We start from the raw sequence: 16,111 nt of genomic DNA on the forward strand, positions 1-16,111 counted from the left end.
CGTGTCGGATGCATCTTTGCATTCGTAAGGACTTCATTTACTAACAACAAAAACACTTACCCATGGAAAAAGAGATCATTGTTAAATGGAAAATAAAGGCAGCCGCCACCAGTGAAATTCTGGCGTTATTGCCGGAACTGGCTGAAAAGTCAAAGAATGAACCGGGCAATACGGCCTATCACATTTACCAGTCGGAAAGCGATCCTAACGAACTGATATTACATGAGCGTTACGTGGATGCGGAAGCCGCAGAGGCGCACAGGAATTCCGCTCACTATCAGGAGATCGTCGTGGGTAAGGTTGTTCCGCAGCTTGAAGTACGCGAAGTCATCATTGTTAAAAAAATAGTGTAAACCAGTATTCATTAACCTTAAAATCTGATTGTATGTCAAAGAAAATATTATTCATCGTATCCAATGCCAGTTTTATTGGCCCTAATAATAGACAAACAGGTGTATTCCTGGATGAAGTAGCACATCCCTATGTAGAATTTGACGATGCGCATTACCAGATAGATTTTGCCAGCATCACGGGTGGCGTTCCTGCCGTTGATAATCTTACGGCCAGTGAGGAAAGTTCCAATGCCCGGTTTATCAAAGATGGCGGACTGGCGAAAATGCAACACAACCGTAAACTGGCGGATGTAGATACCAGTGGTTATGATGCGGTGTTTGTGCCTGGTGGTTTAGCGCCGATGGTAGATATGCCGGAAGATCCATTACTAAAGAAAGTGATCGCGGATTTCTATGATAGCGGTAGAATTGTGGGCGCCGTGTGTCATGGTCCGGTATCTCTGCTGAATGTGAAACTGAGCGATGGCAGTTATCTGATTGCCGGAAAGAATATCACTTCTTTTACGAATGAAGAAGAAGATAATTACGCGAAAAATGATGTGCCTTTTGAACTGGAAACAGCTTTAACTAATCAGGGCGCTAAGTTCCATGCAGCGGCGCCATGGTCTTCGAACAGTATTGCAGATGGCAGATTGGTGACAGGACAGAATCCTGCTTCTGCGAAGGGTGTTGCACAGAAGATGATTGCGTTGATGGGCGCTTAGTGGTATCTGAATTTTGTCCGGAAAGAGGGACGCCGTATCATTTTTAGTGGTACGGCGTCCCCTTTTTTATTACTTTTAGACATAATCCCTTATATGGAATATCCGGAATGGGAAAATTTCCATTTTGATACCCTGACCTTATATTATGGAATACTTTGGAATAGAAGTTTTTGACGCTAAAATATACACCGCTTTTCTTCTTGAAGAAGATGTACCCTTATCTTCCCAGGCATTATTCCTGGACTGTGACCAGGGAGCCTTACATTATCCGCTGCGCGAATTTGATTTCTGGCTTGGTGTGGGATGGTATGGAGATAAATGGAACCTAAGTGATCCCCGGAATCAGTTCATGGTAGAAATAACTGGTGGCAAAAAAAATGAGTGCCGGAAATATATCAAATATTATGTACCACCTGATCTGAAAGCTTTGAAAGCAACCATGCAAAAAGCGGTGGATCTCCTTCAGGAAATTTTGAAAATGAGTGATGAGTATATTCATGCACTCCCCTCCGTAGAGATGCTGATACTGTTCTTTCAGGAGAAGTTTCCGCAGCATAATATTACACCAGATACGGTATTGTTTGATGATCTGGGCATTGGACGACGGGAGGCAAGGGAACTGATGAAAGAGATGCAGTGGTACTTTAATTATCAGGTTTCAGATGAAGAATTACGGATGGCGTTTCCGGTAACTGGTAAGGGTATGTCTCAAAAAAATAAGTGGCTGCTAAAGGGGGTAACGATCAGACGTCTTCAGGAGGTAATGATCCGGGATAACTGGTTTGATCTTTCAGATGTATAGATATGGTGATATCTAAGAATAATATAATAATGTAGATCTTATGGTTACTTGTTTATTATCATTCAAAGGAGCAGCAGTATCCGAAGATGATAAGGATTCTTTTATAGACGATGCTTCCAGTCTCGTACAAACATTCAGGCGAAATGGGCAGATTGTTTCAGCCAATGATATCTATCTGTTTCAGCAGGATGCTGTAGTGTCATATGTACATGCCTTTTCTGCTGATTCATTATTGCCTCAATATAATAATAAGTATGTGAATGACAGGCTGATTAGGATAAAGGAGAATTATGGACTGATGTTCTCTTTTGAGGTGCTGACAAATGATGAGGAGCCTGCGTATGGCTTCGCTGCATCCAGTGCATTTATTCTTCAATGGGGAGGAGCATCTCCTTTACGGTCCTTTGATAGTTTTGAGCAGATACCACTATATATGTTTCCTTATACCTATCATGATGGCTACTGTCATAATGATATCAATTTTTGGGAGGGGAATTACGATTCCATTTATGATATCTGGCGTCGAAGTGAAATAGAGGAAGAGCGGTTCAGCGACTATCTTGCTTTAATAGATAGCCCTTTATCTGTGCAGGGATCGAATGTATGTAGGAGGATAGAGGCACTGACCGGTAAAAAATGTTATTATCATCTTTTTAGTTATGATAATACCCGATATGATGAAAAATGTCCTTCCTGTCATAGTGACTGGGTGTTATCGGAGAAAATGTTTGATAAGTTTGATCTGCGCTGTGATAAATGTAATATTATATCACAGAAGGCGCTTTATGATGATGCTTCAGATGAGTGAGGTTAAAAACAACAATATTTAATGTGCATAGATATGAATTACATTGAACGGAATAAGGATAGGGGTTTTGGTCAGCCCGTGCTCAAAGGAGGGAGATTATTTGTTTATAACATAATCAGCCATACAAGTTGGCGGGAAAGAACTATTGAAAGTTTTCTGGAAGAATTTGATGTTTCTATAGATCAGCTGAAGTCAGCAGTTTCTTATTGTATGAATACAGCATGTAAAAATATACAGCTTCCTTCAGATAAATATTGTGATGGTTGTATTTTAAGTAGTATTCATGAAGGATGGACATTAGTTAAGAGCAATCTTCAGGGTACTGGCGGCATATTTGGCGCACGTGCTGACGGGGCTGCATATTTAAAGTCAGTAGACGAACTGGAGGCGTTAGAATGCGGGCGATCCGGATGGATGCTGGCCAGAGAGGTGGATAAGCGGCTGGCAGCTCAATAGTCAGCCGAAATGATACCTCCTCCCAAAAATGTATCCGGAATTCGACCATTTGTATCTTTTTCGGCACCTGCCGCCCGGTAATTTTGTGTCACAACTCTGATATATGAAATCAAAAGTGATCTTTATTACAGGTGCTTCGAAAGGATTAGGAAAAATCTGGGCAGAAGCCTTTTTGAAACGTGGAGACAAGGTAATTGGTACCGCACGTAACATTGATAGTCTGAAAGAACTGGTTAACACCTATGGCGACGCAATACTACCTTTAGAACTGAACGTAGACAACCGCGAACATTGTTTTGCCGCTATACAGCAGGTGAAAGCACATTTTGGCCGCATTGATGTATTGATCAATAATGCAGGTTATGGCCTGTTTGGTGCCCTGGAGGAAACAACCGAACTGGAAGCCAGGGCTCAGTTCGAAACCAATGTATTCGGTTTATTATGGATGACACAGGCTGTTATTCCTGTTATGCGAGAGCAGGGCGCTGGCCATATCATCCAGATATCCAGCGTACTCGGTATTGCTGCAACACCCATCCTGTCTGTTTATAATGCCTCTAAATGGGCAATGGAAGGTTTGAGTGAAAGCGTGGCGGCAGAAGTGAAAGCATTTGGTATTAATGTGAGCATTGTTGAGCCGAATGCCTTCGGAACAGACTGGAGCGGTGCTTCTGCCATCAGAACACAACCCCTGGAGCTGTACAGTGATATGAAAACGGCTTTGTATAATTACTTTACCCCTGAAATGATCGGTTATCCGGCAGCAACTGCTCCGGCGATGCTGCAACTGGTAGATAGCGAAAATCCACCACTGCGTTTATTGCTTGGAAAAGTGGCCTTACCACAGGTACAGTATGTATATGCAGACAGACTGGCGGTATGGGAGTCCTGGAAAGAGGTATCAACCGCCGCGCACGGTCATTAATTAACACATAAAATGAGGTACAGTGTTCCCATACGGGAATGCTGTACCTTTATACAGGATGAAACATTTTAGGTCCTTAAGCGAGATGCACAAAGCCAGTGGGATGCCCATGCCGGAGCAGCCGCTGTTAAGTTTAATTGGTTGTGTGGAAACGTGCGGATTAACCGACGATGAATTCACCACCGATTTCTTTATCATAGGGTTAAAAAAAGTTGTTTCCGGCAGCTTTTATTATGGGCGGACGAAGTTCGACCATAATGGAGGCTCTATGACTTACATCAAACCTGGTCAGGTGGTCGAACTAAAGAACATCAAACTGGAAGGTGATGGGTTCAGCATTATGATCCATCAGGATTATCTCAGCGGTCAGCGTTTACACCAGCTGATTAAGAAATATAGCTTCTTTGATTACGAGACTAATGAAGCATTACATATATCGCCTCGCGAAGAAGAGATCATGTGGGAGCTGTACCGGAAGATCGAAACAGAGTATTATAACAACCAGGATGAATACAGCAAAGAGATCATCATAGGGCATATCGAATCTATTCTCAAATATTCCCAACGTTTCTATAAAAGACAGTTCCTCAACCGGAGTGAATTATCCGGAAAGATCATCTCTAAATTTAACACAGCGTTGCAGCAGTATTTTGAAAATGGTGCATTGCAGGAGAATGGGTTACCGACGGTTGGCGCTATTGCCGCGCAATTAAAAATGTCCCCGCATTATTTAAGTGATCTGCTGAGGCAAGAGACTGGTCGGTCGGCATTAGACCATATTCATGCTTACCTGATTGCGGAGGCGAAGAATATGCTGGTAGGTGCGGATTTAACGGTGTCAGAGATTGCTTATGCATTGGGATTTGAAAATCCACCTTATTTTTCAAGGTTATTCCGGAAGGAGACGGGGCTTACGCCGGTAGCTTACCGGAAACAACGTTAATTAGCGCCCATTCATCGCCTGTACAGGTGTAAAGCCATAATGCTTTTTGAAGGCATAAGAGAAATGGGAGAGGTTCTCAAACCCTACCTCCAGATAAACATCAGTTGTACGCATCTGTTTTTCTGTTAACAGATAATGCGCTTCTTCCAGTCGTTTCTGTTGTAACCATTTAGCCGGTGTAACTCCATATGAGAGGAAGAAATCTCTTTTGAAGCCAGAGATGCTTCTCCCTGTCAGATACGCCAGACGGGCAATACTTAAGTTATAACGGAAGTTTTGCTCCATAAATACCTGAAGATTGATCTTTCCTGGTGGATCAAAATCAAACAATATATCTTTTAGCGCTGGTTGTACCTGTAAGAGTACGACCAGCGCTTCTTTTAGTTTAAGTTTTACCAGTTCACGATTGTCAGTAGCGAAATATTTGAGGGATTGTTGTAATGAATCCATGAATGTTTGTAGCAGGGGATGTCTGGCTAACTGAAAAGAAGGAGTTGTCTGCGGTTTGCTCACAGATGACAGATGATGTTCTGCGGCAAACTCTCTCAGCACTTCTTCGTCAAGCTGCAGCGACAGCGAACGAAAAGGGATATCACCTTCAGGTTGTTTGCAGAACTTAGCGAGTTTATTGCGGACATTGAAGCGGAAATCACCTGGTTCAAAGACCATTGTTTCCTGACCATCCTGGACGATCAGCCGGCCAGATAACTGGTAAGCAAATGCATGTTTGAGGATGATATTTTCACCTTTTACGGAAGATTTATAGTAACAGGAGATCAATATACCGGGGTGATCTGCTTTTGGTTCCATGTGTGCAGGTTGCTTAAATGTATGATAGTCCTGGTGTCAGATGATCGCTGGACCAGCTTTTATGTCTGATGTCCAAAGATATCGTATATCAGGGATGATATTGGACGCCGGTCATCTGTTCGCAGATGTGCCAGATACGGTCAGCTGCTTCTTTATCCAATGCCCAGGGGCGCACGCCAAAGGGAGGGTTGCTCCCATCTGGTACTAGCGGAGCGATATTGCAATCTTCGAGGTATAGTCCGCCTTTCCCGGTCAACTGTGGGCTTACTGTGGCCCATGCAGTGGTGGCTCCACCCTGTTGAACGGTTTTATAAATGTCGCCGGTATTTTTAGGATGACGCAGGAAATTTAGGAGTTCGGTAGCATAGAATGTTCTCAGGCCCCTGGCCATCAGTTTGTTCAGCCATACTTTCCATCCTGGTGCGTAGCCGACCATAGAGCCAGCAAAGAGATCCGTGGTAGGGATCGGACCGGGATGTACAGCAAAGGCACGGATATTATCAGCCTTTAAGAGTTCATCTTCCTTCACACTTAAAAGAGACAGGGCCGTTTTTGTCTGGGCATAGGCGCGCATACCGTCATAAGGTGTATGCAGGAAATTGATGTCGTCGAAATTTACGTTTCCCAGTCTGTGTCCCCGTGATGAAAGATTAATGATACGTGCTCCATGCGCCTTTAAGCACTGCCAGTTTACCGGACGGCGAGGATGCGGGGAGATAGTATCCCTGCAGGCGGCTTCCATCAGTTGCGATAAGCGTTAAGGTATCAATACCGCGTTGCGTTAGCCAGGTTTGTCCGTAGGCGAGATCTTCAGAGACCATGATACTGACGGGATTATTATTTTCCGTTTTTCTTTTATCCGGATCCTGTCTTTCTACTGCTTTAAATACCGGATTGCAACTCATAAAGAAAGTGATGCTACTTATAAGGAACAGGAATGATAAAATGAATGTTTTTCTGTTCATACTACATTATACTTTAACGATGCCCTGATCCAGTAAACTTTGTGCGGTTGCCAGGATGCATTCCTGATTGGAACGGGGCTGCCAGCCTAATAACCGTATTGCTTTTTCATTGCTGACTTCTTTTACGACGCCTAACAGCGGTACTACCTGTTTCAGTTCCTTTTTGAATAGCGACATTAGTTTTAGCAGCCAGTCAGGTGCTGTCTTGGTGGAGATACGATCGGCGATCGCTGGTATATTGTTTCTGATGGTCTGCGCGATCTCTGTAAAACTCATACTCCCTCCGCTTAGTGCCAGAAAACGTTGTCCGGCAGCCTGCGGAGCGATCATGGCACGCAGATGTAGATCGGCAACGTCCCTGACGTCTGTAATATTTGTATAAATATTCGGAATTGCGGGCATTTTGCTGCTCATAATACGTTCTATGATCTTAATTGAACTGGAGAAGTTTTCTCCCAGAACCGGCCCGAAAATCCCGACAGGATTAATCACTGTCAGCTGTAGTTCTTCGCCAGCGGTGCGTATAAAGTCCCATGCCGCGATTTCCGCGATCGCTTTTGACTTAATATAGGCTGGCAGCGATGTGTTGGGATCCGTCCAGTCGGTTTCTGTGAAGAGATGTTCTTTAGGATTACTACTATATCCGACAGCGGCGAAAGAAGATGTCATCACGACCCGTTTTACGCCTGCTTGCCGGGCAGCTTGCAATACCTTTATTGTGCCTTCTCTGGCCGGAATAATCAGTTCGTTTTCATCTTTAGGCGTATTGCCGGGGAAAGGAGAGGCTACGTGTAAAACGTAGGTACATCCTTTTACTGCTTCATGCCAGTTGCGGTCATCTGTCAGATCCGCTTCTATAAATTGTAGCCGTTCCAGATGCGTGGCACCCCCGGTTTGTAGGTGCCGGATGCCTTCCGGTTGTTTATTGATCGAACGGATGGTCGTTTTTACCTGGTAGCCTTCCCGGAGTAACTGCAGGATGCAATAGCTACCTAAGAAGCCACTGCCGCCGGTGACGAGTACTGTTTCTTTGTGCTGTTCCATATTGACTTATTAACCTTACAAAGGTCCCGGATTTTGGGACTGGCTATTTTGCTGTGGTGTTCAATTTTTGTTTGTTGTGTTGTTCGTGTGGCTGGTGATGATATATTATTTAGAATTATATTTGTTGTGCCGGAAAGGTGTGTTTCTAACTGTATTATCGCTTACACAGAACGATATGAGTTACATCGAACGGAATAAGTATAGCGGTTTTAAGTTATAATATCAAGCTGCGAGAATAATTATATGAATGACTTTTGGTTTTTAGCCAACAAATTGGAAAAGATATTGTGTGAAAACGCTGAGTTTCTATATCAGAAATTACAAGTTCCGTTAGAACCATCGATGATACAATCTTTTTTAAGTACTTGTAATGCCTTCGATCCTCAATTGGAAGAATTTTTCGCCTGGAAGAACGGAATCCCGTATAATGTGTCTGACTATACGTTACGCTATGATTTTAGTTCCCAGGGTGTTTTTCTGCCACTATCCTTTGCGGTTTCTCTATCTGATTCATTTAAATCCTATGGATTATGGCCCGAATATTTATTCCCTCTTGTAGGTAATTATTCAGGAGACTATCTGCTGTATGATCTTAGGATTGATGAACCAACTTATGGAATGCTATTTTTATTTTCAAAAAGTGCACTGTCATTGGATCCGATGATGACATATTGTGATTCAATCACGGCAATGTTGTCTACTATTATAGCTTGTTTTGAGAATGGTGCGTTTCGATATGGTAAGGAAGGTCTTGATATTGATTTTGATCTGATGATTGAGATCAATAAGCGAAATAATCCCGCGTCCTCATATTGGAAGCAGTTCTAAGGTAGCGGTATAATTGATACACTATTTTCAATACCTTCAAGTTTAGGAAGGTAAATATAACGACATGATAAGGAATAAATCTGGCTGGTGCCTGATAAGCACATTATTGTTGCGGGCAATGGGAATTTTCATTTCGATAATTTTTACGCAATGTAATGACACAAGCCGCATTGAAAAAGAAAATAAAGCAATCAACGATTTTATTGAAAAACACGGAGATCAGTTACCGGGTATTTATTCAAAATATAGTGCGTCTTTACGGTCTTTTGATGAAGGAGACTCCATTCTCCTCGTACATGAGAATGAGGGACAATTATCAGCCTGTAGCAACAGTTATAGGGTGGTTTTTTATAAGAACTCGGATCGTTTAAGGGACTTTAGGTGTATTATCCAACGTGACACGTCTTGCGCAATCGATACAGCTGGGGCGATAAAGGCCGCATTGACTTTAAAGAGCTGGCGTATCGCATTTATAGGAATTGATTCTGGCAGAATATTAGCATCAACAGGACAACATTATTTTAATTTGATGAAGATGCCTGAATCCAAAGGGAATAGTTTCCGCGCATATGGTGATAATTGGGAATTGCTAAGGGGACTATGGTATAAACGTATTTCCAATTAGATATCCAATTAGATATTGGACGAATGCAGCGGCTAAAAAGTAGTTTTAACGATAAGAAGTAAGATGAATGGCTAACCGAATGGCTAGCCCTTCTAATTTCGGAAAATGCCCTGCTTGAAGATCTGGTTATTTATCACCTGCCGCTTCCAGGAACTTAATAGCCCCTGTATTCTCCGGGTTCAGTTTCAACGACTTTTTATAATTAACGATCGCCTCTTTCCTGAACCCTAGCGATGCTAACGTCTCTCCGTAACTGTCATAGACATTCCAGCTGTCTCGAAAAAGACAGGTATTCAGCTCAAAAACCTGCAGGGCTTCATTCTTCTTGTTTTCTCCGATCAGCTGATAGCCCCAGCCATTTACCTCCGCTTCTTCCAGCTGAAAGCTACTATTCTTGTTTTTGAGCGTTTTGAATACCGTTTTGATATCCCTGAAATTTCTCTTTATCAATTCCTGTCTTAATAATTTTAGATTAGGACTTAATCCAAAGCCGTTTTCGGCCTTCATATCTGGTATATAAAACCCCGCAATCTCGTCTATGAACCATTCAGGATTAGCGCCCTGAAGGTTCGTTAACACGATAACAGACAGACTATCTTTGGGATATAGGAATAATGCCGAGCGCATACCTCCGACAGGTGCTACAGCAGGATGTTCGTCTCTTACCACAGTAGGCCAGCCTAATGCATAACCATTCGTCAGCTTATTGAATCCCCCGATCTGGCCATTGTTAAGCTTTGCTGTTTCGAACATCTGATCAATGCTTTGCTGGGATTTTAACAGCTTTCCCGTCTGCAATGCAATTAACCATTTAGCGAGATCTTCGGCTGTAGTATATATGCCCGTTGATGCTCTGAAGAATAGCGGAAACGCAGCAAAGCTGTTATGTAAGATGCCATCGTTTATCCATTTTCCTTCAATATTTACTATTGTAGAATAACTTCCGGCATTGTTGGCGATAATATCATTGCAATCTCCAAAGTAAGTGGACGTCATATTGGATAGTGCAAATTGTCTTTCCCTGATAAAATCAGTAAAATGTTTGCCAGTCAGCTGGGTAATTATTCTCCCCAGGATCAGATACCCTGTTTGATTGTAGCTGAACCGTTCTCCGGGAGAGAATTCCATGGGGAGATTTTTTACCAGTTGCCAGTTGCTATTTTCGCTCCCATCTCCTAAAACCCGTTCGGTCTGGTCAATATTGTTGGGTAAGCCTGATATATTGCTGAGTAATTGTTTGATACTAATGCTTCTCCACTCATTCGGTACATCTGTGAGATATTTGAAGAAAGGGGTGTCTATATTTAGTTTCCCCTCTTCCTGCAATTGCATGATCGCTATCCCAACGAACGCTTTGGTCATTGAATTGATGGAGAAGATATTCCTGGCCGTTGTAGGGACTTTATACTCCAGGTTGGCAAAACCATAGTTACCCAGTTTTTCAAGTTTTCCATTTCTGATAACCGCTAATTGAACGCCGGGGATGTTGTGTTCGGTCATCTTTTTTTGAATGAAAAGGTCAATGCTGTCAGGTGTTTTCTGGGGGTATAGTTGTTTTGAAAATAGTGCCAGACATACTATAAAAAGGCCTGCGAATATACTTTTGGTTTGAGTCATTTTAGTTCCCGATTTATAGGAAGACGACTCAGGGAAGATTTAGTTTCATTCCAACGGGTAACAACTAAAAAAGGACCAGATGTGGTCCTTTTCCTGAAATATAGTATTATCTACCCGGAGCATTATAAATTCGGTGAACCTATAAACACCTGATAGTCCTCAAATGCTTTCGCGGGTTCGAATTCTTTCCCTTTTTGGGAGAAAAAAGACTTTTCGTCAAACATGCCCGACTGTGCAATTAATGGCCTGTAATTACTATAATTACAGGATACAATTGCATACTCTCCATATTCTTTTGTTACGTCTGCTGATTCTTCGTTGGGCGCCAGCAACATCTCTGTCCTGATTACGTACCGCATTGTTATTGGATAGCCGGTTTTGCTATCAAGATCCATCCTCATCTCTTTATAGATACCACCAGGCTTAAATACCATCGTTATACTGTTGAAGTTCGAAAATTTTCCGAAAGAGCAATGATCAATTCCCATCATTTTCAGTGAAAGCCACATCTGCTCCAGTGGGTTGATACTATCAGCTGAAGGTTTTGAAAGATACATGACCTTGTCTTCTTTGAACAGTGTAATAATGTAACGCCCATTGGCAGTCATCTCCATATTGGACATCTGGTAGTGGTAGTTAGCACCTGCAATATCCAGGTGCCCACTGAGGGAGTCCAGGGTGACGTCCGGGTGTAGCTCACTGGCATAGGTATAGTTGATATCAAATCCAATCTCCTTTTGCCTGTATAAGTTTTGTAATTCGCTGAGCGTATTAAATAAAGTGATGCTGTCGTTCTTTTCCTGTGCAAATGCCTGTATGTATGTCATGAGCAGGCATAGGCAAAGTATTCGTTTCAATATTTTCATTGCGTCTCTACTTATTATTTACTATAGATGAATTTTACCTGGAAATATTCGTTACGGGAGTTCTTTACACGTAGCAGGTAGCTTTTCCCATTCTGAAGATCCCACTTTCTTTTGATATCGAGAGATATCATATTGTCTCCTGGTATCACCTTCAACTGGCCGGATGTAAGGATGCTATTACCAGATTCCAGTGCCATAAGCTCATAGAATACCTCATTATCATTCACGGCATTTGTATAGTTGAAATGTACAGTACCGGTGATAGCTGCCACAGATCCATCCAGGTCTTTTTTTAGCTGGATATACGTGTTTTCCTGCTTTTCCTGTTTTACGATATCCGATTTCAGCTTGAATGTCCATACCTCTGTCTGTGCGGCAAAGGTATTCCCATTTTTCGCGATAACTGTCCATGCATATAGTTTCCCGGTGTCGAGCGACATAGCAGACGACGGGTAGTTAGTAAACAGGTTCTTTGTTGAGGGTAGATGATATACCGGCAGGTTTTGCTGCACTGCTTCTACTGAGGATTGTCCGGAGCGGACTTCCGTCAGCAGTAGTTCGTAGTTCAGGTCACCGAAGATACTTACCGGAGATGGAGGCAACCAGCTGAACTGAGGATTATATGTTTCAATAATGCTTTGATCTGTCGGCGTATTCAACAGGGGAGGACCTACAGGGGATACAGAAAAAGGTACGCAATCTTCAGACATAAGGTCGCCATTGTGACTGTTCTGTATAAATACGCTATAGCACGCCTGATAAGTGCCGGCAGGTAAAAGGCCATTTGGTGTTCTGTCACCAACTGCTGTCAGGTATTCATATTGAATAGGTGACACGTCTGCTGCTTTCAGTTGCCTGGTCCCTTTTGTTAAAGCGATATTTCTTGTAACGCCCGTCAGTACTGGCTGACTGGTTTTGCTATCTATTAATCGCATCATGACAGTAACACTAACAGGGGCTTCTGATACCGATATAAGCGCTACATTCCAGAGTTGCGCTTTCATGAGCACACCCTCTGGTGGAACCTGTGCTGTGATATTTACCTGTGCTGCCACATGGCCACCAAGTGCCAACGAAAGCAGGGATGAAAATAAAAATTTGTTGCTGATCATATTTAGAAAGTCTTTGTATATGTTAATCTTCCATTGTTGCTGGGCAGCAGACGTTTCTGCATGCCCGGAACAAAGGCTTTTTCCGCCATAACGGCAATCTCTCCCAATTTGGGTATCACCACTCTCGCGTTACCCGAATAGCCTGTTTGTGAAAGACGATAAACCGTCTGATAGTTATATTTTACGCCGGCACCTACATTCAGCCAACTGGCCATCCGGTATTGCAGATTACCGTCTCCGCTATACAGGTTATACTCGGGATTTGTGGCAAACGCTCCGCCACCGGTGATAGTCAATCTGTTGGCAAATATGGTATGGTTCAACTGTAAATTCTTACTGTTGAAATACAGAAAGCTGCTGTCAGACTGTTTGTTATAGAACTGCGTATAGGTAAGGATCGTATTCATCAGTAGTCCTCTACAGTGATAGGAGTGACTGGCGGTACCGAGGAGGTTGTAGAACAGGTTTTCTGTATAGCTGCCATCGTCCATTTTTGTCAGCTGTGAACTGGGGAAATATCCTACCGTGATTACCGGTAGTTTTCTAATACGCATAGTAGCACGGATGCTTTTAAAAACCGTATTGCTTCTGAAGTTCGTCTGCTGATAGCTTGTCACAAAGTCATTTTTCCTGACACTACCGCTGATCGTCAGTTGTTGCTGAAAGAATGACTGATCAACACCCACTGACCATCCCGTTTGTTTTGATCCTGTTGTATAGAGACTGAATGATTGAAAATTGGCGCCCATCATTTTATACACACCCGTGATCCTGGTGCCCGTCCGGGGTAAAAAGGAACCCATTTTTAGAGAATAAGCTTCGTTAGAGTGATCACTTAATCTGAAGATACCATCCAGCGCAGCGTGTTGTTCCGATGGCATGACAGCATAAGTTGGTAAGGAGGACTTCGCAATTTCTCCGGTAACATAATTGTTGCTATTCAACTGCCATCTTCCCTCAAGAGAAAGTCCCTTGATCTGCTGACTGAGATTAGCTGTACCTGTATTTTCATCAGGAACAGTATTGAAATTATATACCTGTTTCCTACCCGTATAATAAGTAAGGATGACATTATTTCCGTTTCTCATTCCTTTACCTACGCGTATCAGGTTGAGATATTGCTTTGACTTGCTTTCATTGAATATAAAATCCCGGAAACGGTAATCAACTTTACCTGTGGTAAAAGCAAAATAGTAGCCAGGGTTATATTCGATCTGACCGCCAAGAATACTGATGTTCTTTGCCGTGAGTTCTGAGTAATCCACAAGCATCCGTCCAATACCGACAGTACGTATCGCCAACAGGTGTTTATAGCCTGCCGGCAACACTGAGTCGGGGAGATTCATTGCTTTGAGATTGTCGGCCAGCTCTTTATTGTCTTTACTACGTGCCAGTATATCAGTTAATGCACTCTTCCTGGTATTATATATTTTCTCCTGTTCTCTGTAACTGATTAGTAGTCCTGATAATTCTCTCTGGACGGAATCCGTTTTTTTGCTGAGTGAATTGTATTGTTCATTGAGGCGCAGTAATACCGAATCTGCCTTTTCTTTTTCTGATTGCCCTTTGCTGGTATATTGTTCCGGAATTTGCAGCTCATTCCGGCCTTTTCTGCCAATGGCCGGCGGCGCAAATGCCGGTTGCGGACTTTGATGTTGTTCCGCAATCGCAGCAAGCGAATCCTTGATCCTGGCGTAATATGCCTTTTCCCGTGCCTCTACAAGCTGCTGCAGCAAAGAAGGAGCTACCTTTGTTTTCTTATATCTGTCAAGTTCCAGCTGTTTAGCGTCTATCAGTGATTTAAGTTGCTGCAGTTTTTCCAGTTGTGCATATTTCCCTGCATCCCAGTTCCTGGCTTTTTGCAGCATGGAATTTTTAAAGTCCCTGCTGGTATATTGGAGATTAAAATCTGTGAGGTTCCTGAAAAGCGAAGAATTAGACATCCGTGTTGTGAAGTTTATCCGGATAGGGTAGTTGTCCTTGTATGTTAACTCCAGACTTGTCTGAACAGTATGTTGATATACATCTTTCTGCACAAAAGGAGTATCGACATTCGACTGATAAAATAAATCGTAGATCACGTTACCATGTACGGTTAACAGTGTTTCCTTTTTAATGGGAGCCAATGCTGTTCTTCGCTGTCGTACATGCTCAAAATACGCGACAACCGTGTCCTGTTTTTGAGGAACATAAGGTACAATGACTACAGGATGGTACCTGTTGTCTGCATTGCCGAAATAATAAAAACTATCCGCTAACTGCGGCTCCTGCTGCTTTCCGGTACTTTTCACTTTCCATTTGGAATAATAGTCTGCAACGCCCATTTTGAACCCGGATTGACCACAAACGGTTGTCGCTGCAAGCAGTGAAAAAAGGAAAATTGGTATAAATTGTTTCACGGTATATAGGATCAAACAATATCCGTAGCAATAATCTGTTCAGAAGAACCAGCAGATGAGAGAAATTCTTATGATAAATTATTGGTCGGGATGTCAAACAATATCGAACATATAAAAGGTGAACTGGCCTATAAGGTATACATCTTAATAATTGGTAACTAAAGTTGAAAATGGGATATAAACTACACTTAACAATCGTTCAACAATGACTAAATATTGCCCTTTTTATGGTACACAAACATAGTCTTTTTTCGGAAAACAACATATGTCGTAAAATTTTTTTTGAATGAAGTAAGAAAGCAAATGTTATCGTAGAGAAATGATGAAAAGAAAAATATATGCTTTCTGATCCATTGCTGGTATTGCATTTTATGCGCTCCTGATATGTGCTTTAAATCAAAAAAAAGAGTTGAATTTTTTAAAAAAGTTTGCAGAATAATTTTTACGATGTATGTTTGTTTCGTAATGAGCCCGCTGAGTAACCTATACCGTAGAGCGGGATCTTTAGAGTAAAACATTTGTTGGCCTTAGTTATCTGTAAAAGTGATTTGTGAAGAGATCACACAAATGTTCGTAGTGCATCCAATTCATTAAAAGTGTAGAAGTTGTAATCCTTATTTTATGTATTTATTCTCGTAAACTTTATCGGTGCTATTAGCACTTGTTTTCCCCTGTGTTGCTTTGTCATAGCTGCTTATATCCAGATTTGGGGGTGATTGAACAATTGTGAAAATATTGTTCGTATACCGTCGTTCAACGACGGTACAGGGAATCTATATGCATCATTAAATAAATGTCTGTGTCAGCAACACGCTGTCGCGTGGAGTCTTGTGTGCATGTGAAAAACAACCATT

At 42.2% G+C, this 16,111-nt stretch carries 17 protein-coding genes; 9 read left to right on the top strand and 8 right to left on the bottom strand.

The genetic code is table 11. The features are described from left to right. The first annotated feature begins 62 nt into the window (after positions 1 to 62). The 7 genes from BMZ72_RS03045 to BMZ72_RS03075 all read left to right on the top strand — a co-directional run bounded on the left by BMZ72_RS03045 (position 63) and on the right by BMZ72_RS03075 (position 4,991). Positions 63 to 353, top strand: a complete 291-nt coding sequence (locus tag BMZ72_RS03045; RefSeq protein ID WP_089805123.1) for a putative quinol monooxygenase — start codon at positions 63 to 65, stop codon at positions 351 to 353. A gap of 32 nt (positions 354 to 385) precedes the next feature. Then, positions 386 to 1,057, top strand: coding sequence for a type 1 glutamine amidotransferase domain-containing protein (locus BMZ72_RS03050; RefSeq protein ID WP_089805125.1), 672 nt, complete (start codon positions 386 to 388; stop codon positions 1,055 to 1,057). 145 nt (positions 1,058 to 1,202) lie between these two features. Then, a complete protein-coding gene (locus BMZ72_RS03055) occupies positions 1,203 to 1,859 on the top strand; it encodes a hypothetical protein (RefSeq protein ID WP_089805126.1) in 657 nt (218 codons plus the stop codon). Between the two features lie 40 nt (positions 1,860 to 1,899). Further along, the gene (locus tag BMZ72_RS03060; protein ID WP_089805128.1) at positions 1,900 to 2,667 is read left to right on the top strand and encodes a DUF2310 family Zn-ribbon-containing protein; all 768 of its coding nucleotides are present in this window, start codon (positions 1,900 to 1,902) and stop codon (positions 2,665 to 2,667) included. A gap of 33 nt (positions 2,668 to 2,700) precedes the next feature. Further along, positions 2,701 to 3,123, top strand: coding sequence for a DUF433 domain-containing protein (locus BMZ72_RS03065; RefSeq protein ID WP_177222664.1), 423 nt, complete (start codon positions 2,701 to 2,703; stop codon positions 3,121 to 3,123). Positions 3,124 to 3,226: 103 nt separating this feature from the next. Continuing rightward, positions 3,227 to 4,048, top strand: coding sequence for an SDR family NAD(P)-dependent oxidoreductase (locus BMZ72_RS03070; RefSeq protein WP_089805131.1), 822 nt, complete (start codon positions 3,227 to 3,229; stop codon positions 4,046 to 4,048). Between the two features lie 58 nt (positions 4,049 to 4,106). Continuing rightward, positions 4,107 to 4,991: a helix-turn-helix domain-containing protein gene (locus BMZ72_RS03075; protein ID WP_089807199.1), complete on the top strand. Its 885-nt coding sequence runs from the start codon at positions 4,107 to 4,109 to the stop codon at positions 4,989 to 4,991. Here BMZ72_RS03075 and BMZ72_RS03080 read toward each other — a convergent pair whose 3' ends face one another. The 4 genes from BMZ72_RS03080 to BMZ72_RS03090 form a co-directional block, all read right to left on the bottom strand. Then, positions 4,992 to 5,801 (bottom strand): helix-turn-helix domain-containing protein, encoded by an 810-nt coding sequence (locus BMZ72_RS03080; protein ID WP_089805133.1) that lies wholly within the window; start codon positions 5,799 to 5,801, stop codon positions 4,992 to 4,994. It abuts the gene before it with no gap. A gap of 88 nt (positions 5,802 to 5,889) precedes the next feature. Next, positions 5,890 to 6,375: an SDR family NAD(P)-dependent oxidoreductase gene (locus BMZ72_RS03085; RefSeq protein ID WP_143087578.1), complete on the bottom strand. Its 486-nt coding sequence runs from the start codon at positions 6,373 to 6,375 to the stop codon at positions 5,890 to 5,892. Between the two features lie 76 nt (positions 6,376 to 6,451). Then, positions 6,452 to 6,766 carry a hypothetical protein gene (locus BMZ72_RS36250; RefSeq protein ID WP_143087579.1) on the bottom strand — a complete coding sequence of 105 codons (315 nt, stop codon included), beginning with the start codon at positions 6,764 to 6,766 and terminating at the stop codon, positions 6,452 to 6,454. Between the two features lie 6 nt (positions 6,767 to 6,772). After that, entirely contained in the window at positions 6,773 to 7,810 is a 1,038-nt protein-coding gene (locus BMZ72_RS03090; RefSeq protein ID WP_089805138.1) for an SDR family oxidoreductase, read from the bottom strand. A 243-nt stretch (positions 7,811 to 8,053) separates the two neighbouring features. On the opposite strand from BMZ72_RS03090, the gene BMZ72_RS03095 reads away from it, so the two are divergent. Beyond that, a complete protein-coding gene (locus tag BMZ72_RS03095; protein WP_089805140.1) occupies positions 8,054 to 8,638 on the top strand; it encodes an SMI1/KNR4 family protein in 585 nt (194 codons plus the stop codon). Between the two features lie 64 nt (positions 8,639 to 8,702). Next, positions 8,703 to 9,263: a hypothetical protein gene (locus BMZ72_RS03100; protein ID WP_089805142.1), complete on the top strand. Its 561-nt coding sequence runs from the start codon at positions 8,703 to 8,705 to the stop codon at positions 9,261 to 9,263. 126 nt (positions 9,264 to 9,389) lie between these two features. Here BMZ72_RS03100 and BMZ72_RS03105 read toward each other — a convergent pair whose 3' ends face one another. From BMZ72_RS03105 to BMZ72_RS03120, 4 genes are all read right to left on the bottom strand, one after another. Beyond that, entirely contained in the window at positions 9,390 to 10,880 is a 1,491-nt protein-coding gene (locus BMZ72_RS03105) for a serine hydrolase domain-containing protein (protein ID WP_089805144.1), read from the bottom strand. Between the two features lie 122 nt (positions 10,881 to 11,002). Further along, on the bottom strand, positions 11,003 to 11,707 hold the full coding sequence (locus tag BMZ72_RS03110; RefSeq protein ID WP_089805146.1) for a LolA3 family protein: 705 nt from the start codon (positions 11,705 to 11,707) through the stop codon (positions 11,003 to 11,005). 53 nt (positions 11,708 to 11,760) lie between these two features. Continuing rightward, positions 11,761 to 12,858, bottom strand: coding sequence for a hypothetical protein (locus BMZ72_RS03115; RefSeq protein WP_089805148.1), 1,098 nt, complete (start codon positions 12,856 to 12,858; stop codon positions 11,761 to 11,763). A 2-nt stretch (positions 12,859 to 12,860) separates the two neighbouring features. Beyond that, the gene (locus BMZ72_RS03120) at positions 12,861 to 15,182 is read right to left on the bottom strand and encodes a hypothetical protein (RefSeq protein WP_089805150.1); all 2,322 of its coding nucleotides are present in this window, start codon (positions 15,180 to 15,182) and stop codon (positions 12,861 to 12,863) included. Positions 15,183 to 16,111 lie beyond the last annotated feature (929 nt).

Origin of the sequence: Chitinophaga sp. YR627 (genome assembly GCF_900114995.1) — a bacterium.
Classification (GTDB): Bacteria; Bacteroidota; Bacteroidia; order Chitinophagales; family Chitinophagaceae; genus Chitinophaga.

What these genes read in the sequence shown, in the direction of transcription:
- BMZ72_RS03045 (WP_089805123.1), top strand. Translation starts at nt 63, where the DNA reads ATGGAAAAAGAGATCATTGTTAAATGGAAAATAAAGGCAGCCGCCACC.
- BMZ72_RS03050 (WP_089805125.1), top strand. Translation starts at nt 386, where the DNA reads ATGTCAAAGAAAATATTATTCATCGTATCCAATGCCAGTTTTATTGGC.
- BMZ72_RS03055 (WP_089805126.1), top strand. Translation starts at nt 1,203, where the DNA reads ATGGAATACTTTGGAATAGAAGTTTTTGACGCTAAAATATACACCGCT.
- BMZ72_RS03060 (WP_089805128.1), top strand. Translation starts at nt 1,900, where the DNA reads ATGGTTACTTGTTTATTATCATTCAAAGGAGCAGCAGTATCCGAAGAT.
- BMZ72_RS03065 (WP_177222664.1), top strand. Translation starts at nt 2,701, where the DNA reads ATGAATTACATTGAACGGAATAAGGATAGGGGTTTTGGTCAGCCCGTG.
- BMZ72_RS03070 (WP_089805131.1), top strand. Translation starts at nt 3,227, where the DNA reads ATGAAATCAAAAGTGATCTTTATTACAGGTGCTTCGAAAGGATTAGGA.
- BMZ72_RS03075 (WP_089807199.1), top strand. Translation starts at nt 4,107, where the DNA reads ATGAAACATTTTAGGTCCTTAAGCGAGATGCACAAAGCCAGTGGGATG.
- BMZ72_RS03080 (WP_089805133.1), bottom strand. Translation starts at nt 5,801, where the DNA reads ATGGAACCAAAAGCAGATCACCCCGGTATATTGATCTCCTGTTACTAT.
- BMZ72_RS03085 (WP_143087578.1), bottom strand. Translation starts at nt 6,375, where the DNA reads ATGCGCGCCTATGCCCAGACAAAAACGGCCCTGTCTCTTTTAAGTGTG.
- BMZ72_RS36250 (WP_143087579.1), bottom strand. Translation starts at nt 6,766, where the DNA reads ATGAACAGAAAAACATTCATTTTATCATTCCTGTTCCTTATAAGTAGC.
- BMZ72_RS03090 (WP_089805138.1), bottom strand. Translation starts at nt 7,810, where the DNA reads ATGGAACAGCACAAAGAAACAGTACTCGTCACCGGCGGCAGTGGCTTC.
- BMZ72_RS03095 (WP_089805140.1), top strand. Translation starts at nt 8,054, where the DNA reads ATGAATGACTTTTGGTTTTTAGCCAACAAATTGGAAAAGATATTGTGT.
- BMZ72_RS03100 (WP_089805142.1), top strand. Translation starts at nt 8,703, where the DNA reads ATGATAAGGAATAAATCTGGCTGGTGCCTGATAAGCACATTATTGTTG.
- BMZ72_RS03105 (WP_089805144.1), bottom strand. Translation starts at nt 10,880, where the DNA reads ATGACTCAAACCAAAAGTATATTCGCAGGCCTTTTTATAGTATGTCTG.
- BMZ72_RS03110 (WP_089805146.1), bottom strand. Translation starts at nt 11,707, where the DNA reads ATGACATACATACAGGCATTTGCACAGGAAAAGAACGACAGCATCACT.
- BMZ72_RS03115 (WP_089805148.1), bottom strand. Translation starts at nt 12,858, where the DNA reads ATGATCAGCAACAAATTTTTATTTTCATCCCTGCTTTCGTTGGCACTT.
- BMZ72_RS03120 (WP_089805150.1), bottom strand. Translation starts at nt 15,182, where the DNA reads ATGGGCGTTGCAGACTATTATTCCAAATGGAAAGTGAAAAGTACCGGA.